Here is a 22263-nt window from a genome sequence, read left to right on the forward strand (position 1 = left end):
ATGAAAATGGATCCTGCCACAGGGCAAAACCGTTCATTCTTCGAACGACTGCATATCGACCTGCCTCTACTACTTGGTATCTTATTATTAATGGGGATTGGCCTAGTTGTCATGTATAGCGCCAGTGGGCAAAGCTATGAAATGATGGATAAACAAGCCATGAGGATGCTGCTATCTCTAACTGTCATGTTTGCTGTCGCCCAAGTAAAACCTAGAACAATGGAGTCATTAGCTCCAAGCTTATACTGCATCGGAATCATTTTACTTCTCGGTGTATTATTTTTTGGGGAAACCTCTAAAGGTGCTCAACGATGGCTAAGCCTAGGCTTTGGCCCACGCTTTCAGCCATCTGAAATTTTGAAGTTAGTTGTGCCTTTAATGATTGCAAGATATATAGGCAAACAACCTCTACCACCAACATTTCGAACCTTAGTGGTTTCATTAATATTGGTCTGCTTGCCGACTATTTTAATTGCGAAACAACCAGACTTAGGGACATCAATACTAATCGCAGCTTCAGGTATTTTCGTTATTTTCTTAGCAGGTATTCGTTGGAGAATTATCATTGCCGCCGCTGCCGCTATCGGTGGATTCATTCCAATCCTCTGGTTCTTTTTAATGCACGAATACCAAAAAACTCGGGTGAGAACATTATTTGATCCAGAATCTGATCCACTCGGAGCGGGTTACCATATTATTCAAAGTAAAATCGCGATTGGCTCTGGCGGCTTGACAGGCAAAGGCTGGCTGCATGGAACCCAATCTCAACTTGAATTTGTTCCAGAGCGACATACTGACTTTATCTTTGCAGTTATCGCGGAAGAATGGGGTATTATCGGCGTAACATTCTTGCTCTCAGTGTACTTATTTATCATTGCACGTGGTTTATATTTAGCGACACAAGCTCAAACCGCTTTCGGTCGAATGATGGCAGGTAGTGTTGTACTTAGCTTTTTTGTTTATGTTTTTGTAAATATTGGCATGGTAAGCGGTATTTTACCTGTCGTTGGTGTACCTTTACCGCTGATCAGCTACGGCGGTACCTCCATGATAACTCTGTTGGTTGGCTTCGGTATTTTAATGTCAATTCACACTCACAGAAAAATGCTTTCAAAGGCGAATTAAATTGATGAAAAAATATTACCGTTATGGCCTATGGATGGCTTTTGCTCTTTTAGCGGGTTGCTCATCGTCTCCAGATGAACGATACAAACTATCTGATGATGTTGCTCCTGAAGCCCCGATTTCTGTCGCCAATGTAGAAGATGCTCATCCTCGTTATGAACCTTTTAGTCGAGGTGGCAACCGTGACTACACCCTACGTGGTAAAGATTATAAAATCGTTAAAGACACCAAAAACTTTACTCAATCAGGCTATGCCTCATGGTACGGTAAGAAATTTCATGGCCATTTGACGTCAAACGGCGAAGTGTACGATATGTATTCCATGTCAGCGGCGCACAAAACCTTGCCTATTCCTAGCTATGTAAAAGTCACTAATACCGCAAATGGTAAAACCGCTATCGTTCGAGTTAACGACCGTGGGCCTTTCCATGACGGGCGTATTATTGATTTAAGTTACGCCGCAGCTTACAAACTCGGTGTCTATCAAGCTGGCACCGCTCCAGTCAAAATTGACTACATAACAGTTCCCAAAAGCAAAGTAGATCACGCTTATTCAAAGCAAGAATACCTGATCCAAGTCGCCGCGGTTTCTGATTCTGAAAAAGCACGAACTTTAGCGAAAAATCTTGGTCAAAAGTACGCATCACAATACAGTGTCGAAAGTTCAAGCAGTATTAATCGTATTATGCTTGGGCCTTGGAAAGATCAAAGCAAAGCAAATGAAGTACTTCGCAAACTTCAACAAAGCGGCTACCAATCCGCCTTTATGAAGCACCGAACACGTAAATAGAATAAACCAAGCTTTAGCTCTTTATCGTATAACGGTTAAACGACATTTCTAATTTCGTAGACTTTGATCCATATCTGATTTCTAGAAAAGTTTCTGTTAGAATACGAAAAATTTACTTCCACTAAAATATTGATAGCATTTATCTCATGAAAAATACGGCTAAATATCTAACATCTTTGCTAATTCCTTCATTAGCACTTTCCGCATCTTTGATTTCATTGAATGCTTCTGCATCCGATCCTATCGTAGTGCCTAATGCACCAGAAATTGCAGCACAAAGCTTTGTGTTAATGGATTACCACTCAGGCAAAATCTTAGCTGAGAAAAATATGGATGAGCGTCGCCACCCTGCGAGCTTAACTAAAATGCTAACCAGCTATGTAATTGGGCAAGAACTTAAATCGGGTAGCATTTCACGTTCTGATGAAGTTGTGATCAGCGAAAAAGCTTGGGCAAAAAACTTCCCTGATTCTTCAAAAATGTTCATTGAAGTAGGCAAAACCGTAACTGTTGATGAATTGAACCAAGGTATTATCGTCACTTCAGGTAACGATGCTTGTGTTGCGATGGCAGAGCACATTGCAGGGTCTGAAGATTCATTTGTTGATTTAATGAATCAATGGGCACAAAAAATTGGCATGGTGAACTCTCACTTTGTGAACGTTCACGGCTTGGACAATGATGAGCACTACTCGACCGCCCACGACTTTGCTATTTTAGGTGCTGCATTAATTCGTGATGTACCGGAAGAGTACAAACTCTACGCTCAAAAATCATTTACTTACAATGGTATTACGCAATACAACCGTAATGGTCTATTGTGGGATAAAAGCATGAACGTAGATGGTATTAAAACTGGCCATACAAGCGGTGCAGGTTATAACTTAGTGACCTCTGCAACTGAAGGTGATATGCGTCTAGTGTCTGTCGTTATGGGTACTAAGAGTGAAAATGCTCGTAAAGCCGAGAGCAAAAAGCTTCTAAACTTTGGCTTCCGCTTCTTTGAAACGGTTGCGCCACACAAAGCGAGCGAAGAGTTTGTTAAAGAAAAAATTTGGATGGGCGATAAGAGCGAAATCTCTTTAGGTGTACAAGAAGATACTTTTGTTACTGTACCTCGTGGCCAAGCGAAAAACCTAGCGGCTAGCTTTGTGTTAGATAAAGAGCTTAAAGCCCCTATCAACAAAGGTGAAGTAGTTGGTAAACTGTTCTACCAATTAAATGGTAAAGACGTAGCTGAGTACCCACTTGTTGCTCAAGAAGATGTTAAAGAAGGTGGTATTTTCAGCCGCTTAATCGATTACATTGTTCTACTATTTAAGAGCTGGTTCTAAGTTACTTACAACGAGTAAATAGAGTTAACTGACATCAAAAGCCGCTTTCATTGCGGCTTTTTTGTTTTTTTAATTCTCATAATTTCTATACGATAAATTATTAATTTTACTTACATTACTAGTATTCAATATTCTCCCTAAAAACAAAACTGCATAAACTAGATAATATCGATAGGTAGTGATAGTTGAGATCCTCCGTCAATCCCATTACTATTCACGCTTTATCGCATCTTCCCTTTTCAGGAGCACGGTATGCAAGAGCAACCAAAACTAAAAGATTTACTTGAATTCCCATGCCAATTTACCTACAAAGTTATGGGCTATGCGAAACCAGAATTACCGGATCTTGTTTTAAGTGTTATCCAAAAACACGCACCTGGTGATTACTCTCCAAGTGTCAAACCAAGTGGTAAAGGTACTTACAACTCAGTATCAGTAACCATTACTGCTACTTCAATTGAGCAAGTTGAAACTTTATATAAAGAACTTGGTGAAATTGAAATCGTACGTATGGTTTTATAACTCTTCTTTTTATAAAGAGAATGTTTTATAAATCGCTTTTTTATAAACCGATAGTTTTAAGTTGGATCAGTTCAAATAACGACAACAAACCGCTATACCCTTACTGCAAGTGAGTAGTTACCAGCACTAAAGAGGTTTATAATCGTTAGCTGATCCAGTTTTAGCCTCCTTCACTACATATCACTCTGCGTTAGGATTTTTCACATGGATAGTCAATCAGCTCAGGCCGAGATATTAGAGTCCACTACTGCGTCGCCAAATCATGTTGTGATTAGACAGCTCGGTCGTCAAGATTACCTTCCTGTTTGGCAAGCGATGCATCAATTTACTGACCAAAGAGATGCTCAAACAATTGATGAAGTTTGGCTAGTTGAACACAATCCAGTCTTCACCCAAGGACAAGCTGGAAAAGTTGAACATTTATTAAATACTGGTGATATTCCAGTGGTTCAGAGTGACCGTGGCGGTCAAGTAACCTATCATGGGCCAGGGCAAATTATCGCTTACTTTATGATAAACTTGCGCCGCAAAAATATCGGTGTACGTGAACTGGTGACAAATATCGAAAATATCGTCATTGCCACCCTCAATGACTTTGGCATCACGTCAGCGGCACGACCAGATGCTCCAGGTGTGTATGTTGAACAGCGTAAAATCTGCTCATTAGGTTTACGTATTCGTAAAGGATGTTCTTTTCATGGCCTAGCCTTAAACGTCAATATGGATTTATCACCATTTTTGCGCATTAATCCTTGTGGGTATGCTGGCATGGAAATGATACAAGTGAAAGACGTCAACGGTCCTGGCTCTGTTGCCACCGTCGAGTCTGTGTTAATCGAAAAAATCACTCAGCAACTTGAATACACTCAAGTTGACGTTACGACAGAAAGCCGCTGAAATCAGCACCCGCTTTAAAAAGTAAGTAGGAAGTTATGAGTAAACCAATCCAAATGGAAAAAGGCGTTAAGTATCGTGACGCTGATAAAATGGCACTAATTCCAACCAAGACGGTTGCAGTAGAAAAGACGGAGATCTTACGCAAGCCGGAATGGATGAAAATAAAACTGCCTGCTGATAGTCAGCGCATTCAAGATATTAAAGCCGCGATGCGTAAAAATGATCTTCACTCAGTTTGTGAAGAAGCATCTTGCCCTAACCTTGCAGAATGCTTTAATCATGGTACAGCAACCTTTATGATCTTAGGGGCTATTTGTACTCGCCGCTGCCCTTTCTGTGATGTAGCACATGGACGCCCTAACGCACCTGAAGCGAATGAGCCACAAAAGCTCGCACAAACTATTTCTGATATGAAGCTAAAATACGTGGTAATCACCTCCGTTGACCGTGATGATCTACGTGATGGTGGCGCACAACACTTTGCTGAGTGTAATAAAGCGATTCGTGAAAAAAATCCAAATATTAAAATTGAAACGTTAGTACCTGATTTTCGTGGTCGTATGGATGTGGCATTAGAATTAATGAAAGACAATCCACCCGATGTATTCAACCACAACCTAGAAACTGCGCCTCGCCTATATCGCCGAGCTCGCCCTGGTGCGAATTACAAATGGTCTTTACAACTCCTACAGAAATTTAAAGAACAGCATCCGCATATTCCAACCAAGTCTGGCTTAATGATGGGCTTGGGTGAAACTAAAGAAGAGATAGTCGAAGTACTAAAAGATTTACGTGCTCACGGCGTAACTATGCTGACACTAGGGCAATACTTAGCACCTAGCCGTCACCACTTACCGGTTGAACGCTATGTACCACCATCTGAGTTTGATGAACTAAAAGAAATTGCTCTAGAACTAGGCTTTACCCACGCGGCATGTGGACCGTTTGTTCGTTCTTCGTACCATGCGGATATGCAAGCGCAAGGGATTGAGATTAAATAAATCAACGGGGCTCGGTCTTCGGGCGCTTCGCTGCTCGTGGCTCGAAAGAGAGTCGCTGGGTTTCGAGTTTCGAGTTTCGAGTTTCGAGTTTCGAGTTTCGAGTTTCGAGTTTCGAGTTTCGAGTTTCGAGTTTCGAGTTTCGAGAGAAGCATAAAAAAGATCGTGGTGGAATCCACGATCTTTTTTATTTTGAACTATAGAGAATTTCAAGAGCAAAAGTTGAATTTTAAACTACCAGTCTTCTTGCGCTTTTTCTCGCAACTCGAAGCTCAGCGCTCTCGGAACTAGCAACCTCCGCGCAGCGGACTAGCTTCGAATTAAATAATCCGCCTTACCTACCCACTTATAGCTTGTGAGCTCTTCTAAGCCCATAGGGCCACGTGCATGCAGCTTTTGAGTTGACACAGCCACTTCTGCACCCAAACCAAACTGAGCACCATCAGTGAAGCGTGTAGAAGCATTAACATATACTGCCGCCGAACCTGCCGAGTTAATGAATAATTCAGCATTTCGGATTGATTCCGTCATGATGGCATCAGAGTGACTAGCATTATGCACTTGCATATGGTCAATCGCCTCCGCAATATCAGTGACCACTTTAATGCCTAAGGTATAACTTAACCATTCAGTATCAAAATCACCTTCTTGAGCATCTCGCACTTGCGGATTCTCGCCTAATATTGCTTTTGCTGTTGGCTCAACCACTAAAGCTACTTTTTCACCGAGCTGTTCTGCTAATTTAGGTAAAAATTCAGCGGCAATTTTTTCATGCACTAGTAAGGTATCAAGAGAGTTACAAGCCGATGGACGTTGTACTTTCGCATTTTCAATAACATCGATAGATTTCGCTAAATCTGCGGTTTCATCGACAAAAATATGACTGATCCCAAATCCACCAATGATCACCGGAATCGTGCTATTTTCTTTGCACATTTTGTGCAAACCCGCACCCCCACGAGGAATGATCATATCGACATATTCATCGAGTTTTAGTAATTGTGAAACTAATTCACGATCAGGTTTTTCAATGTATTGCACTGATGCAGCAGGTAAGCCGGCTTTTTCAAGCGCACTTTGAATCACTTTGACCAATTCCATATTAGAAAAGAAGGTCTCTTTTCCACCACGTAAAATGCTGGCATTACCTGTTTTTAAACACAAGGCAGCAATATCAATGGTCACATTTGGGCGAGCTTCATAAATCACCCCAACGACACCTAAAGGTACACGACGACGTGAAAGTGACATACCATTTTCTAAAATTTTACTATCAATCTCACTACCAACCGGATCATTAAGATTAATCACATTACGAACATCAGCCGCAATGCCCTCTAAACGAGATTCATTGAGAAGCAAACGATCTAAAAGAGCATCAGTTAAGCCTGCTTGGCGACCTAATTCAATATCTTGAGCATTGGCCGCTAAAATCGTATTCGCGTTTGCTTCAAGCTCATCAGCAATAATCGAGAGTGCTTTATTTTTTTGAGCGGTTGAAGCGGTCGCTAACTGAAATGCAGCTTGCTTTGCCGCTTGACCCATTAATGTTAAATCCACAATCTTTTCCTTAAATTTTTTTGGCTAAACTATTCTTGAATAATAACAAGATCATCACGATGAACAATGGTTGCACCATACGCATAGCCTAATGTCGCTTCAATCTCAGTACTGTGTTTGCCAATCAATAGCCCTAACTCAGTATCGGAATAGCTAACAATACCTTTGGCTAACAGTTGCCCTTGCTGATTACGCAAGCGAACCACATCTCCGCGAGAAAAAGTACCTTGAGTTTGTGTGATTCCTTTGGCTAATAAGCTACTGCCTCGCTCAATAACCGCTTTGGCGGCACCATCATCTAAAATTAAATCGCCTACAGAAGCTGGGCCAGCTAAGATCCAACGTTTACGATTTTCTAATGACTCTTCTAAAGCCAGAAAACGTGTACCTTGAGGGGTATTACTTAAGGTATCAACAATCACATTCGGACTACTTCCTGCTGCGATCACCACTTCAATACCTGTACGTCTTGCAATATCAGCTGCCTGTAACTTTGTCGCCATGCCACCGGTACCTAACGTTGTGCCACTACCACCGGCGATTTTACGCAATGTCTCGTCAATGGTTTTAACTTCACGGATCAATTCTGCATCAGGATTTTTTCTAGGATCAGCGGTGAATAAACCAGACTGATCGGTCAATAACAATAATTTATCGGCTCCACATAAAATACCAACCAATGCTGAAAGGTTATCGTTATCACCAACTTTGATTTCTGTTGTTGCTACCGCATCATTTTCATTAACAACTGGCACAATACCGTGTTCAATCAAAGCATTAATAGTATCTCGTGCGTTCAAGAAACGTTCACGGTCTTTCAAATCAGCACGTGTGAGGAGCATTTGGCCAATTTTAATTCCGTACAATTCAAATAAGGACTCCCAAACTTGAATTAAGCGACTTTGGCCAACGGCGGCTAATAACTGTTTGCTTGCCATCGAGTTGGGTAGTGCGGGGTAGCCAAGATGCTCTCGCCCTGCAGCAATTGCACCAGAAGAAACAATTACGATTTGATGGCCTTGATTTTTTAGCTCTGCACACTGACGAACAAGATCAACCATACGAGCTTTATTAATTTCTAAGGTTCCGCCGGTCAGCACGCTGGTTCCCAGCTTTACCACTATGGTTTGAGATTTCAGTTGGCTGTTGTTTGCGCTTTGATTTGAAGAGGCTTGAGTTGACATGTGTTTCCTGTCAAAAGTGAAAATAATAAAAGATTATACCCAAGTGACTTCAAGATGCAGAATTCAGAGCTATCATCCAAATCTTTAGACAAGGAAGATTTATGCGGAATGTAAACACCTTTCAAGTAAATCTAACGCAGGCTAAGGGCTTGGGTGACGCTCCCGAAGGGCAAGTTAAAATTACTTGGGTATATATTCTAATGTTGTATCAATACGAGCGCCATTTCACAAGTAAAAGATAAGGCGTGTTGCGGATAATCCACCAACACGCCTTACAATATTCTCTAATCGGATTAATTACAGAGTATCAACCGAATTTTTATGAAGACTAACCGTGTAGTTGTAATTTCCAGACAACACAGAAACAAGCTTTTTATGGAATTCTTCCAATGTTCTTTCCACTTCAAGTTGTGACTTTTTAGGTATTACTATATCAACCCAATCACCTTTTTCATCGTATTTACCTAAGGTGTAGTTGGCGACAAAGTTATCTTCTTCTTTGCTTAATTCTAACCACCAGCCCCAAAATTCTCTTACCTCTGGTGATTTTTTATCATCCACACAAACAGATAAGCAATCAAATAAATAAGTACCCGACTCGCATTCACCTTCACGTAAATAAGGGCCAATCGCTTTCAAAGCGGTCATTAAACGATAGTGCGTTGGTGCAGAAGCGTCAGTCATTGAATTCTCCATACATTATTATAATTTAAGCAGATCAATAATCCATTGACCTCAACTATCTATAGTTCACTATTCGATCACAAATGTCACTTTTTGAGTGCGACTTTCAACCAGTCGACAGCAGAAGTGAGTGCTTGATCATAACCTTGTGAAATTGACTTTGTTCTCAGTTCAATCGCTTTACCACCCTGGCTAAAACTTGCCAGACTTTGATTATCCATCTTTGAACCGACAGGATCGCCTTCCAGCCCCAACGCTAAAATTGGTACCGTTGTTTTTCTTCCGGCAAGCAAACCTTGAGATTTCAATGACCAAGCTCGAACTTGTTTAGAAAAGCTGTCAATATCCACGGCGTTTTTTCCCATTCGAGAAGCCAGAGCATCCAAGTACATTTTCGGCATTATGCTAAATTTATTCGCATCAGACAGTAGATCATGAATTGGCGCACCTAAAGCAACGCATGCTGCTATTTTATCTTGCTCAATAAACGAAAGCCTTGCCATCACATTACCGGCAAATCGAAAGCCAAGTAATCCAACTTTATAGTGATCAACCCAAGGAATATTAGGTAACTCATTAAGTACCGCTTGATGTAGGCAACTTGAATCTTCAGTCATTGACCAATGGATATTTGCACCCACCCCAGGCATATCTACTGTAAGCATGCCAATCTCATGTTTGGCGAGAAAATCTCGAAACAAACGCCACATATCCGTTTGTAGGCTATCAATTCCAGCACTCACGATCACAACAGGAAGCGATTTTTCAGTATGAGGTAGATGGAGGTTGGCCATAATCTTTTTGTTTTTATATGGGATCTTCAGTTGCTTTATGACATAAGGGCTATGTTCCATCGCATCAGAGTATGTTTTATTGGCCAGTACTTGAGCCTGAATAGAGAGGTTGTCTCCTTTAAGGTGTGGATAACTGGCAACACCAAAGCATAAGCTAGCGATAAAGTATTCATTTGATGCGGCTTCACCTTTTAATAAGGCTGCTTTTCTTTGATGAATCGCTCCTTGTTGACTCCATTCATACGACCAATTTCCTGGGCGGTAGCCTGCTATCGTATCAAGCCAATCTGGATGATTATGTTTATTTCCTGAGCTGGCGATGCGAGCAAGGACTGATTCAATTTCAATCGGATCTAAACCCTGCCAAATCCACTGCATACGACGCAAAGCTCTATACCATGCACTTTTGCTACGTTTTTGATTTGCATCCAATAGTGCCTGACTTTCTGACAAGTAACTGATGAAACTCGACGTTTCTTTGGCATGTTGATGTTTTTTGAACAGTGATTCAGATAAATTCTTACTTGGTTCCAAGGGATATCTCCACTCGTTTTTTCAATCGTTATTTCGCCAGTAAATGCTGCCATTGGGTATGACGCTCTAGATATACAACGGCATAACTACAAACCGGTCGAACTTTTAGATTATGCGACTCAATATCAGCCAACACGGTTTCCATTAAGGCTTTACCACAACCTTGTCCACGTAATTCATCAGGCACAAAAGTATGGGTTATAGTTAAAACGTCACTATGTTGGAGGTAGTCTAAATGTGCCCAATAATTTGGTGCCACTTCGACTTCATAACGCTGCTTAGATTTATCATGTTTGAGTGTGGTCATATGTAAATCCTTCAAATAAAAATCAATAGCTCTGATGAGAAGAACTAGGATAACGCTTACCACCTAGGTTATGCCAATCAATTCCTCGCAAAACAAATAAAAAACCCCACACCGTAGTGCAGGGTTTGTTTCATCAGTCAATAAAGCAGTGAATTAATTACTTTTGCTTGCGATTAACTGGCTCTTCAAATTGAAGCGTCATATCCCAAGGTTGCTCAATCCATGTATCTTGAGCAATATCGACAATATAATCATCAACAAGATCTTGACCGGCAGGCTTAGCGCATACTGTAATAAGCTTAGCTTTAGGGTACATTTCGCGAATATGACGAGCTGTATCACCACTATCCACTAAATCATCGACGATAAGGAAACCTTCACCGTCACCTTCGATGGTTTTTAAAACTTTCATTTCACGCTGGTGATCGTGGTCGTAGCTAGAGATACAAATTGTATCAACATAGCGAATACCAAGTTCACGAGCCAAAATAGCTGCAGGTACTAAACCACCACGGCTAACACCAACAATACCCTTCCACTGCTCAGCTGGCATTTGCTTGGCCGCTAATTGACGACAATACATTTGCATATTGTCCCAAGTGATAATGAATTTATTACTCATAAAATAAAACCTGCTTTGTTTTTGTTTCTAAGATGCAATTAAGCACCCGTAAGAATGAATTTCAACAAGAATATTAAGGCTAGAATCCAAACGCCAATGTTCACTTCACGCGCTTTACCGCTGAGTAGTTTAATCGCTGCATAGGTCACAAAACCCATTGCGATACCTTCAGCAATCGAGAAAGTTAATGGCATTAATAAGCAAACTACTGCAACAGGTGCCGCTTCACTTAAATCATCCCACTCAATATTAACGAGGCCTGATAACATCAAGATAGCCACATAAAATAATGCGCCTGTTGTTGCATAGGCTGGAACCATACCGGCTAATGGTGAGAAGAATAATGCAAGAAGGAATAAAATACCAACGACAACTGCAGTTAAGCCTGTACGACCACCTACAGCAACACCTGCAGTACTTTCAACAAACGATGTAGTATTTGATGTACCTAGCAATGCACCAATCGAAGTAGCTGTTGAGTCAGATAATAGCGCTTTATTCAAACGAGGGATTTTACCATCTTTACCAATAAAGCCAGCTTTGTTTGCTACCCCTACCAATGTGCCAGCCGTATCAAACAAATCGACAAACAAGAAAGCAAACACGACTGAAATCATGCCTACATCTAAAATTGCAGAGAAATCAAGTTGTAAGAAAGTAGGTGCGATGCTTGGTGGCATAGAAACAATCCCGCCATAAGCAACATTGCCTAAAATCACGCCAATCGCAGTGATCGCCAAAATAGCAATCATTACCGCCGCTTTAAATCCACGATGAACAAGTACAATGGTTAATACAAAGCCTAGTGCACCTAAAACTGCAGGTATTGAAGTTAAATCCCCAACGGTAACTAATGTTGCAGGGCTACCTACCACTATACCAGCGTTCTTTAATGCAATTAATGCTAAGAAAAGACCAATACCAGCGGAAATACCTAAACGCAATGACATAGGGATAGAGTTAATAATAAGCTCACGAATTTTAAATAAGCTTAATATGATGAATAAAATACCCGAGCAGAATACTGCTGCCAAAGCGACCTGCCAAGTGTGTCCCATACCTAGTACTACCGTGTAGGTAAAGAAAGCATTTAGCCCCATACCTGGCGCTTGAGCAATTGGGTAATTGGCGTAAAAGCCCATAATAAAACAGCCAATTGCAGCAGCAAGACACGTAGCCACAAACACTGAGCCATGATCCATTCCAGCTTGAGATAAAATTGCAGGGTTAACAAAAATAATATAAGCCATCGTCAAGAACGTCGTAACGCCGGCTAAGACTTCGGTTTTCACGTTGGTACCGTGCTCCGATAACTTAAATAACTTTTCTAACATGTGATGTCCCTAAAGTGTGCGTAGCAGCAAAATTTAAACGATTGCGCAATCGTTTTAATAAAAAGGCGTGTAGTTTTCCAAATAATGCTAATGAAAGCAATCTGTATCTGATACAAATATCAATTTTAATACTTTTTGCTCGAGGTATCTCAATGAGATTTATCTCCCAAATGATTTCAAGATGTCAGTTGCTTCAGTATATGAATAAAAAAAGCCACCTAAACAGTAGGTGGCAATAGAATTCTGTAACCTTAGCGACCCATCTATTCTAAACAAAAGGGGGTAACACAAACATCGGATCTCGTCAATAACTAGTAGCCATAAATAATGGATACCGTCTGCTATCAGTAAATCAATATTTGTACACATCCAAGACAGTAATTGATTCATGTTTACTATCATCAAGAAGTAACGAGATAATACAGGGCCGGTAATTAAATTACTAATTATTCTTTTTCATCATACTAAAAAAGAAAGTTATGCAATGATAACCACAATAAATGGTAATAAAATTACACAAAAATAAGAGTAACGGATCTTTAAAGTTTGATACACCTCAATTGAAGGCATTTATCTTATCTCTATGCTGTACATCCGGCCTTTCAAGTAGCATTATTCTACTCATACTATTTATACCCATAGTAATTATCGTTGCAGTGAGGTGACAAGTGAATGAGCCCTATGAGCATAGCTCGTCTATTCAATTGGGGTAAATAAACGCTAGCAACAGAACTGCACCTTGAAGTTACTTGGCTATAAATCACCTATTTCAACTATCCTAATTAACATAATCAGGGTAGATAAATCAGTTAGGAGTCTTTTGTGTCGAATCAACATTCTGAAATCAGTCAACTATCCCCTCAACCTGTCTGGCAATTTTTCGATAAAATCTGCTCCATTCCTCATCCTTCAAAGCATGAAGAAGCACTTGCTCAGTACATCGTTGAATGGGCAACCTCACAAAACTTACCCGTTAAACGTGATGATGCTGGTAATGTTTTTATTACTAAGCCTGCAACAGCTGGAATGGAAAACAAAAAGAAAGTCGTTCTTCAAGCGCATATTGATATGGTGCCACAAAAGAATGAAGACACAACGCACGACTTCACCAAAGATCCAATTCAGCCTTACATTGATGGTGAGTGGGTAACCGCGAAAGGTACAACACTAGGTGCTGATAATGGTATGGGCATGGCTTCATGTTTAGCGGTTCTGGCTTCAACAGACATTAAACACGGCCCATTAGAAGTACTGCTGACTATTGATGAAGAGGCTGGAATGACAGGTGCTTTTGCACTACAAGAAGGTTGGCTTGATGCTGATATTCTACTTAACACTGATTCAGAGCAAGAAGGCGAAATCTACATGGGTTGTGCCGGTGGTGTAAATGCTTCAATCATTTTTGATTTAGAGCGTGACGCAATGCCAAGTGACCATATCACTCTCAAACTTGCTGTTAAAGGTTTAAAGGGTGGCCACTCAGGTTGTGATATTCACACAGGTCGCGGTAATGCCAATAAATTCCTCGCTCGCTTCCTAGCCAACCACGCGAAAAGTTTGGATTTACGTGTGATTGAATTCCAAGGTGGTAGTCTTCGTAATGCGATTCCACGTGAAGCCGCAGCGATTCTCGCCGTACCAAGAGCAAAACAAGATGAACTAACAAAAGCATTCAACCAATACACAACTTTAGTTCAGCAAGAACTCGGTCAGATTGAAACCACACTAACTAGTCAAGTTACTGAAGCTAGCAGCCAATTTTCCCCATTAGCTCAACCTGTTCAATCTCGCTTTATTGCCGCATTGAATAGCTGTCCAAATGGAGTGATTCGCATGGATGACAATATTAAAGGTGTGGTTGAAACGTCATTAAATGTCGGTGTAATTACTACTGAAGAAGACAAAATCACCATTCTTTGCCTCGTCCGTTCATTGATTGATTCTGGCCGCGAAATGGTTGAAGGCACGCTGGCATCGTTAGCTGAACTTGCAGGCGCAAATATTCAATTTGATGGTGCCTACCCTGGTTGGAAGCCGGATCCAGACTCACAAATCATGCATATTTTCCGTGATGTTTATGAAGGCATTTATGGCTATAAACCAAATATTATGGTGATCCACGCTGGTCTAGAATGTGGCCTATTCAAAAAGCCGTATCCAAATATGGATATGATTTCGTTTGGTCCAACCATTAAATTCCCACACTCTCCAGATGAAAAGGTAGAGATTGCTAGTGTGGCTCTTTACTGGGAACAAATGATCGCGATCTTGGAAAATATTCCAGAAAAAGATTAAAGGTAACTAGTTTTAAGTTCCTAGTCCCTAGAGTTTTTGGACAATGCAAGTTATGCACTATCTTTAATCTTTAGGGACTTTCTTCTCGTTTATTCTTTTTCCAATAAGTTGCTTTTCCTAGAGACTCTAGCCTAGTAACTTTCTATATCAAACACAGCTGCCTTTCCATTTCCTCAGGTTTCAGCATGACACTCAATCCAAGTAAACGTATTTCACGCCCCTTTTGACGAGTCAGCACTTCTTGTAGCAATTCTTTATAATCTTCTAACTTAAATAATTGAACAGTATGTTCAATAGTGGTTTGTTGAAAATCAGCAAACTTCACTTTGATACCTTGTTTGGTGATTGCTTTTGATGGTGAAACTTTAAGTAATCGCTTATCTAATTCTGGATAAAGGATTTGTTCAATAACCTGCCAACACTCATCAAAACTTGAAATATTCTCACTAAAAGTCCTTTCAACTCCCAAAGATTTACGATTGCGTTCAACCATCACTTCACGATTATCAATGCCATTACTTTTCTTCCATAAAGAAGCCCCAAGCAAACCAAACTGTCCTAATAAATCACGATAATTCGATTGCCTAATATCCAAACAAGTATACAAACCGGCTTGATGTAGCTTCTCAATTGTTACCTTGCCAACACCCGGAATTTTTTCCAGCGTTAAGCCATCAATCGTTTGCTGAACTTTCTCAGGTGGAATAACGGTAATACCATTGGGTTTATTGAGATCAGAAGCTATCTTGGCTAAGAATTTGAGTGGCGCAACGCCAGCAGAGGCTGTGAGATTTAATTCACGCTCAATATCGGCCCGAATGGCTTGCGCAATTAAGGTTGCTGAACCATGCAACATTTTACTATTGGTGACATCTAAATAAGCTTCATCTAGAGATAACGGTTCAATCAGTGAAGTATAACGAGAAAAAATTTCTCGGATCTGCTTTGAGACTTGGCGATAAACATCCATTCGTCCATGTACCAAAGTTAAATGTGGACATAGTTGATAAGCTTTTGCCGTGGGTAACGCTGATCGCACTCCATATTGACGAGCTATATAATTACAAGTGCTGATCACACCGCGTTGCTTACTGCTTCCTCCTACCGCTAGTGGGATATCGCGATACTGAGGAAAATCTCTCATTTCCACTGCTGCAAAAAAACAGTCCATATCAATATGAATAATTTTACGATCAGCCATCACTATAACCCATACAAAATACTGTATATAAAAACAGTTAAATGATAGCGCTATTTCTTAAAAGTACCAAGCAATAAAAATGCCCCTACTCTTTCAAGAAGGGGCATACCAAGAGAAAGTAACTCTCAAATCATTACATGATTCGCTCGTTTTCCCATTTGGCTAATTTTTCCGCTCTTAACGCCGCTTTAGCTTCACGCTTTTTACGTGCATCACAGGGTTCAGGACAATTGCAGACCTTATCGACACCAACTGCACCTAGGCCACCACAGCTACCTTTTACCACTTTCTTTTGAAAGATGTAACCAACTGACATCGCTGCAATGACAGCCAAAAATATTAAAAATGTAATTCCATAAGTTGCCATAAAGCACCTCGTTTAATGTGTGTCTTTCAAATACGGCTTAAACGCATCTGAACTGAATTCTTTAAAACCATCGTCTGTTTTTACAATATATAAAACAGGGATATTATTTTGATTAGCAATACGCAATCCGTCTTTTTCACCCAATACCATCAGGCCAGTCGACAGCCCATCCGCTGTCATACAAGATGGATTTAGAACAGTCACTGAAACCACTTTATTATTAATTGGGTTACCTGTCTTTGGATTAATAATATGCGAGTATCGAACACCGTTTTCTTCAAAATAATTACGGTAATCACCTGAAGTCGCAATCGCCATATCACCTGGTTCAATAATATTTTCAACTGAACGCTGATTAGCTACTGGCTTTTCTACCGCGATACGCCATGGTACACCATCACGGTTCTTACCTTTAACGCGAATTTCACCACCAACTTCCACCATGTAATTATGAATGCCTACAGACTCTAAATAATCTGCAACTTCATCTGTACCACGACCTTTCGCAATACTTGATAAATCAACATATAACTCTGGAATATCTTTAATTAACGCATCACCCGTTTCGCTTAAATGCTCAATACCCGTCACTTTACGACGTTCAGACAGCATTTCTGGTGTTGGTACTATATCAGGGCGGTCTTCAGGTCCAAAGCCCCAAAGGTTTACAATAGGTCCAACCGTTACATCCATCGCCCCTTCCGTCAGCTTATTAATACGCAATGCTTCACGTACTACCGCGGCAGTATCACTGGAGACAGGAAAAGGTTCATTACTTGTATGTTGGTTAAAACGACTTAATTCAGAGTCCTCTCTGTAGGTCGACATTTCATCGTTGACCTTTTCCAACACTTTGTCGATTTCTTTTTGTAAAACGTCAGGCTTTGGCTGCTCATCTTGAACAATGTACTTAACATTATAGCCTGTTCCCATAGTCGGTCCTGACAAATGCACTTGTTCTACAGGCTTAGAGCAACCTGCTAACAATAACACTGAAACAATAATAAAAAGCCAAGTTTGCACTGACTTAGCAAGTTGAATCATTCGTAATTTCACTTGCTTACTCCTTTAGAAGGTATAAATAAAAACATTAGAAATCAGCGATAAATACTTTATCGATCTACCTATTTCTAATGATTCTAAAAAACTATTCGCTCTAAAAAACAATGGCTGACTTAAGTAAGCCAGCCATTATTATCAGAGGCTTAGTGATTAGCCACCGAAATCATCCAATAGAATGTTTTCGTCTTCTACACCAAGATCTTTCAACAATCCGATAACGGCTGCGTTCATCATTGGTGGACCACACATGTAGTATTCACAATCTTCAGGCGCTTCATGATCTCTCAAGTAGCTTTCATATAGAACATTGTGGATAAAGCCTGTCTTACCTTCCCAATTATCTTCTGGAAGTGGATCAGACAATGCACAGTGCCATTCAAAGTTATCATTCTCAGCAGCTAGGCCATCAAAATCTTCTACGTAGAACATTTCACGCTTAGAACGAGCACCATACCAGAAGCTCATCTTACGCTTAGACTTCAGACGCTTAAGCTGATCGAAGATGTGTGAACGCATTGGAGCCATACCAGCACCACCACCAACAAACACCATTTCCGCATCAGTATCTTTCGCGAAGAACTCACCAAATGGTCCTGAAATCGTACACTTGTCACCTGGTTTCAGAGACCAAATGTAAGAAGACATGATACCCGGTGGGACATCAGGATTATTAGGCGGCGGCGTAGCGATACGCACGTTTAGCATAATAATACCTTCTTCTTCTGGGTAGTTCGCCATCGAGTATGCACGGATGGTTTCTTCTTCCACTTTTGACTCGTAGCGGAACAAGTTGAACTTTTCCCAGTCTTCACGATATTCCTGAGGAATATCAAAATCAGAGTATTTGATATGGTGCGCTGGTGCTTCAATTTGAATGTAGCCACCTGCACGGAATGGTACAGACTCACCATCTGGGATCGCAATCTTAAATTCTTTGATAAAGGTTGCTTCATTATTGTTAGAAATAACTTCACATTCCCATTTTTTCACACCAAAGATTTCTTCAGGCAATTCAATCTCCATGTCGGTTTTCACGTTAACTTGGCAAGCTAAACGTTCACCTTCACGGGCTTCACCTTTAGAGATGTGATCCAACTCTGTTGGTAGAATATCACCACCACCAGATTTAATTTTAACGCGACACTGGCCACAAGAACCACCGCCACCACAAGCAGAAGACACGAAGATGCCTGAGCTTGATAGTGCACCTAGTAGCTTGCTACCGGCAGTCGTAATAATGGCTTTTTCAGGATCGCCATTTACAGAAATCGTAATGTCACCATCTGGAACCAGTTTAGACTTAGCAAATAAAATCACTAAAACTAACGCTAGAACGATCAGAGTAAACATCGCGACGCCAAGGAGAATAACATTAGTATCCATCGATTATTCCTTATGTTTGGGGGCGTTTACCCTAAAGTTGAATACCAGAGAAAGACATGAAGCCTAACGCCATAAGACCCGCAGTGATGAAAGTAATACCTAGGCCACGTAGACCTGGAGGTACATCTGAGTATTTCATCTTCTCACGGATACCTGCTAACGCAACGATAGCTAACATCCAACCTAAACCCGAACCGAAACCATATACGATTGACTCAGTGAAGTTATAGTCACGTTGAACCATGAACGACACACCACCAAAAATGGCACAGTTAACGGTAATTAACGGCAGGAAAATACCTAGTGCGTTGTACAAAGGTGGGAAAAAGCGGTCAAGCACCATTTCCAAGATTTGTACTAGTGCGGCAATAACACCGATGAAAGTGATGAAGTTTAGGAAGCTTAAATCCACTCCCTGAACCAAGGCATCTTCTTTCAGAATATAGGTATAAACTAGGTTGTTTACTGGTACCGCCACAGTTAGTACTACAACAACCGCAATACCAAGACCGATAGAGGTTTTTACTTTTTTCGATACCGCTAGGAACGTACACATGCCTAAGAAGAAAGACAGTGCCATGTTCTCAATGAAGATCGAACGAACGAGTAAGCTAATATAATGTTCCACTGCGATTACTCCTTAGCTTCTACTTGTTCTGGTTTCATTGTACGGATAGCCCAAATTAAGAAACCAATGATGAAGAATGCAGAAGGCGCAAGTAACATCATACCGTTTGGCTGATACCAACCACCGTCTGAAATTAATGGCAATACTTGCATACCGAAGATACTACCTGAACCTAAAAGCTCACGGAAGAAGCCTACTACGATCAATACAAAACCGTAGCCGAGACCATTCGCAATACCATCAATAAATGATGGGAATGGTGCTTCTTTCATTGCAAATGCTTCAGCACGGCCCATTACGATACAGTTAGTAATGATCAAACCAACGAATACCGATAGCTGCTTCGAAATATCGAAGAAGTATGCGCGTAATACTTGGTCTACCACGATTACTAACGATGCAATGATCGCCATTTGCACAATAATACGAACACTGTTAGGAATGTGATTACGCATTAGAGATACGAACAAGTTAGAAAATGCGGTTACAAACATTACAGCTAATGTCATAACAAATGCGGTTTCCAACTTAGTTGTTACTGCCAATGCAGAACAAACACCTAGCACTTGTAGTGCAATCGGGTTGTTATCTAACACTGGAGAAACAATAGATTTTCTTAAGTCTTTTGCACTCATTAGTTCAGTTCTCCTGCTCGTACTTTAGCGAGGAAAGGACCGTAGGCCTTATCACCTAACCAGAAGTCGAAAATGTGCTGAACACCATTACTTGTTAGCGTTGCGCCAGACAAACCATCAATACCGTGTTCAGATCCTTCAGGTGCTCCACCTTTTACGATCTTAATTGCAGGCTGATTGTTTTCATCAAACAATTTTTTGCCTTCAAATTGAGCACGCCATTTAGGGTTTTCAACTTCACCACCAAGTCCCGGAGTTTCACCTTGTTCATAGAATGTGATGTCACTTACTGTGTTACCGTCCGTTTGCACAGCAACGAATGCATACATCATAGACCAAAGGCCACTACCATTAATTGGTAAAATAACTTCTTTAACTTGCTCACCGTCTTTCACTAAGTAAACCAAGCCTTTATTCGGAAGACGCATAATTTTAGCGATATCTTCATCAGCTGGTAGCTTAGTAGATTGACTTGGATCTTTTGCTGCAGCACGCATGTCATATTGAGTTGCGTCACCTTCTGCAAATTCTCCAGTAGAGAAGTCAATTAAACGAGGTTCAATGCTTTCATGGTAGATAGATTGGATCTCGTCTGCATTTTTCGCATCAAAACCAGCAACCGCTACGATGTTACTTTGAACATCAAGTTTAGCATTTGCTACCTGTTTTGGTTTTAATAGTACCGCTGCCGTTGATACTACAACTGAACACACAAGGCTCAGAGCAATAACGGTAACTAGGGTACCTTTAATGGAGTCTTTATTTGCCATAGCGAGCTTGTCTCCTCTTGACGTTCTTCTCAACGACAAAGTAATCAAATAGAGGTGCAAATAGGTTAGCAAATAGGATCGCTAGCATCATACCCTCAGGGTAGGCAGGGTTAACTACACGGATAAGCACACACATCACACCGATCAATGCACCGTACGCCCACTTACCTTTATTAGTAAATGATGCTGATACAGGGTCTGTCGCCATGAAGATCATACCAAATGCAAAACCACCTAACACTAGGTGCCAGTACCAAGGCATAGCAAACATTGGGTTAGTGTCTGAACCGATAAGGTTAAACATTGTTGATACAGCAGCCATACCAATCATTACACCGGCAATGATGCGCCATGATGCAATTCGCATATAAACAATCATCAAACCGCCAAAAATTAGAGCTAAGGTTGAAACCTCACCCATAGAACCTGGGATATTACCGATGAATGCGTCCATCCAAGAAATTGAATGACCTGTTACTGTATTTACTAGTGAACCGTGACCACCTTGTGCCCACTGGCTAAGCGCCGTCGCACCAGAGAAGCCATCTGCCGCAGTCCAGACTGCATCGCCAGAAATTTGCGCTGGGTATGCAAAGAATAGGAACGCACGGCCAGCCAATGCTGGGTTTAGGAAGTTACGGCCAGTACCACCAAAGATTTCTTTAGCGACAACAACACCAAAAGTAATACCTAAAGCAGCTTGCCATAGTGGTAATGTTGGCGGCACGATTAGCGCAAACAAGATAGAAGTAACAAAGAAACCTTCGTTAACTTCATGCTTACGAATCATACAGAACAATACTTCCCAGAAGCCACCTACAGCAAAAACAACTGCGTAGATAGGTAGGAAGTAAGTTGCACCAAGCAGCATCATACTGCCCCAACCGGCTTGGTCGGTCAGTGTGCCGCCGAGCATTTCAGTTAGCCAGTAGTGCCAATCACCAGAAATAATTGTGGCAAGTTGCTCACCAGAATACATGTGGTTAAGCGCGACAATTGCTTGATGGCCAGTATTGTACATACCCCAGAACATTGCTGGGAATACTGCTAGCCAAACCATGATCATAATACGTTTTAAATCAACGCTATCACGAACATGAGAACTGCGTTTTGTTACAGTACCTGGGGTGTAAAATAGCGTTGCTGCGGCTTCATACAAAGCAAACCAACGCTCATGTTTCCCGCCAGGTTCAAAATGCGGTTCAATATCTTCTATAAATTTCTTAAGGCCCATGAA

The 22263-nt window shown here is 40.9% G+C and carries 22 protein-coding genes; 7 read left to right on the top strand and 15 right to left on the bottom strand.

Annotation, left to right across the window (positions count from 1 at the left end; translation table 11 throughout):
• The 6 genes from rodA to lipA all read left to right on the top strand — a co-directional run bounded on the left by rodA (position 1) and on the right by lipA (position 5669).
• Positions 1-1125: a rod shape-determining protein RodA gene (rodA, locus tag QQJ93_RS09130; protein WP_089122501.1), complete on the top strand. Its 1125-nt coding sequence runs from the start codon at positions 1-3 to the stop codon at positions 1123-1125.
• 4 nt (positions 1126-1129) lie between these two features.
• Complete coding sequence (locus tag QQJ93_RS09135; protein WP_089122500.1) at positions 1130-1915, top strand: septal ring lytic transglycosylase RlpA family protein; 786 nt, start codon at positions 1130-1132, stop codon at positions 1913-1915.
• 146 nt (positions 1916-2061) lie between these two features.
• The gene (locus QQJ93_RS09140; RefSeq protein ID WP_089122499.1) at positions 2062-3249 is read left to right on the top strand and encodes a serine hydrolase; all 1188 of its coding nucleotides are present in this window, start codon (positions 2062-2064) and stop codon (positions 3247-3249) included.
• A 252-nt stretch (positions 3250-3501) separates the two neighbouring features.
• Positions 3502-3771 carry a DUF493 family protein YbeD gene (gene ybeD / locus QQJ93_RS09145; protein ID WP_027697515.1) on the top strand — a complete coding sequence of 90 codons (270 nt, stop codon included), beginning with the start codon at positions 3502-3504 and terminating at the stop codon, positions 3769-3771.
• 204 nt (positions 3772-3975) lie between these two features.
• Entirely contained in the window at positions 3976-4668 is a 693-nt protein-coding gene (lipB, locus tag QQJ93_RS09150) for a lipoyl(octanoyl) transferase LipB (RefSeq protein WP_089122498.1), read from the top strand.
• A gap of 35 nt (positions 4669-4703) precedes the next feature.
• Positions 4704-5669 (top strand): lipoyl synthase, encoded by a 966-nt coding sequence (gene lipA / locus QQJ93_RS09155; protein WP_089122497.1) that lies wholly within the window; start codon positions 4704-4706, stop codon positions 5667-5669.
• 306 nt (positions 5670-5975) lie between these two features.
• Here the strand turns inward: lipA and QQJ93_RS09160 are convergent, their stop codons facing one another.
• The 7 genes from QQJ93_RS09160 to QQJ93_RS09190 form a co-directional block, all read right to left on the bottom strand.
• The gene (locus QQJ93_RS09160) at positions 5976-7226 is read right to left on the bottom strand and encodes a glutamate-5-semialdehyde dehydrogenase (protein ID WP_089122496.1); all 1251 of its coding nucleotides are present in this window, start codon (positions 7224-7226) and stop codon (positions 5976-5978) included.
• A gap of 29 nt (positions 7227-7255) precedes the next feature.
• The gene (gene proB / locus QQJ93_RS09165; RefSeq protein WP_089122495.1) at positions 7256-8410 is read right to left on the bottom strand and encodes a glutamate 5-kinase; all 1155 of its coding nucleotides are present in this window, start codon (positions 8408-8410) and stop codon (positions 7256-7258) included.
• Between the two features lie 297 nt (positions 8411-8707).
• A complete protein-coding gene (crl, locus tag QQJ93_RS09170; protein ID WP_089122494.1) occupies positions 8708-9094 on the bottom strand; it encodes a sigma factor-binding protein Crl in 387 nt (128 codons plus the stop codon).
• 86 nt (positions 9095-9180) lie between these two features.
• On the bottom strand, positions 9181-10422 hold the full coding sequence (gene frsA, locus QQJ93_RS09175) for an esterase FrsA (RefSeq protein WP_089122493.1): 1242 nt from the start codon (positions 10420-10422) through the stop codon (positions 9181-9183).
• Between the two features lie 28 nt (positions 10423-10450).
• The gene (locus QQJ93_RS09180; RefSeq protein ID WP_089122492.1) at positions 10451-10729 is read right to left on the bottom strand and encodes a GNAT family N-acetyltransferase; all 279 of its coding nucleotides are present in this window, start codon (positions 10727-10729) and stop codon (positions 10451-10453) included.
• A gap of 157 nt (positions 10730-10886) precedes the next feature.
• Positions 10887-11351 (bottom strand): xanthine phosphoribosyltransferase, encoded by a 465-nt coding sequence (gene gpt, locus QQJ93_RS09185; RefSeq protein ID WP_089122491.1) that lies wholly within the window; start codon positions 11349-11351, stop codon positions 10887-10889.
• A gap of 38 nt (positions 11352-11389) precedes the next feature.
• Positions 11390-12685, bottom strand: a complete 1296-nt coding sequence (locus QQJ93_RS09190; protein WP_089122490.1) for an NCS2 family permease — start codon at positions 12683-12685, stop codon at positions 11390-11392.
• An 822-nt stretch (positions 12686-13507) separates the two neighbouring features.
• On the opposite strand from QQJ93_RS09190, the gene QQJ93_RS09195 reads away from it, so the two are divergent.
• On the top strand, positions 13508-14980 hold the full coding sequence (locus QQJ93_RS09195; RefSeq protein WP_089122489.1) for an aminoacyl-histidine dipeptidase: 1473 nt from the start codon (positions 13508-13510) through the stop codon (positions 14978-14980).
• 142 nt (positions 14981-15122) lie between these two features.
• On the opposite strand, the gene dinB is transcribed toward QQJ93_RS09195, so the two are convergent.
• The 8 genes from dinB to QQJ93_RS09235 all read right to left on the bottom strand — a co-directional run bounded on the left by dinB (position 15123) and on the right by QQJ93_RS09235 (position 22260).
• Positions 15123-16181, bottom strand: a complete 1059-nt coding sequence (dinB, locus tag QQJ93_RS09200; protein WP_089122488.1) for a DNA polymerase IV — start codon at positions 16179-16181, stop codon at positions 15123-15125.
• A 133-nt stretch (positions 16182-16314) separates the two neighbouring features.
• Complete coding sequence (nqrM, locus tag QQJ93_RS09205; RefSeq protein ID WP_089122487.1) at positions 16315-16548, bottom strand: (Na+)-NQR maturation NqrM; 234 nt, start codon at positions 16546-16548, stop codon at positions 16315-16317.
• A gap of 12 nt (positions 16549-16560) precedes the next feature.
• Entirely contained in the window at positions 16561-17592 is a 1032-nt protein-coding gene (locus tag QQJ93_RS09210) for an FAD:protein FMN transferase (RefSeq protein ID WP_162497283.1), read from the bottom strand.
• A 168-nt stretch (positions 17593-17760) separates the two neighbouring features.
• Entirely contained in the window at positions 17761-18993 is a 1233-nt protein-coding gene (nqrF, locus tag QQJ93_RS09215) for an NADH:ubiquinone reductase (Na(+)-transporting) subunit F (RefSeq protein WP_089122486.1), read from the bottom strand.
• 31 nt (positions 18994-19024) lie between these two features.
• Positions 19025-19621 (bottom strand): NADH:ubiquinone reductase (Na(+)-transporting) subunit E, encoded by a 597-nt coding sequence (gene nqrE / locus QQJ93_RS09220; protein ID WP_089122485.1) that lies wholly within the window; start codon positions 19619-19621, stop codon positions 19025-19027.
• Between the two features lie 5 nt (positions 19622-19626).
• Entirely contained in the window at positions 19627-20256 is a 630-nt protein-coding gene (locus QQJ93_RS09225) for an NADH:ubiquinone reductase (Na(+)-transporting) subunit D (RefSeq protein ID WP_089122484.1), read from the bottom strand.
• A complete protein-coding gene (locus QQJ93_RS09230) occupies positions 20256-21026 on the bottom strand; it encodes a Na(+)-translocating NADH-quinone reductase subunit C (RefSeq protein ID WP_089122483.1) in 771 nt (256 codons plus the stop codon). Before QQJ93_RS09230 ends, QQJ93_RS09225 begins: the two co-directional genes overlap by 1 nt.
• Positions 21016-22260, bottom strand: a complete 1245-nt coding sequence (locus tag QQJ93_RS09235) for an NADH:ubiquinone reductase (Na(+)-transporting) subunit B (protein ID WP_089122482.1) — start codon at positions 22258-22260, stop codon at positions 21016-21018. The genes QQJ93_RS09230 and QQJ93_RS09235 overlap by 11 nt, the downstream gene beginning before the upstream one ends.
• Positions 22261-22263: the final 3 nt, after the last annotated feature.

The organism is Vibrio algivorus, from assembly GCF_030161215.1.
Classification (GTDB): Bacteria; Pseudomonadota; Gammaproteobacteria; order Enterobacterales; family Vibrionaceae; genus Vibrio; species Vibrio algivorus.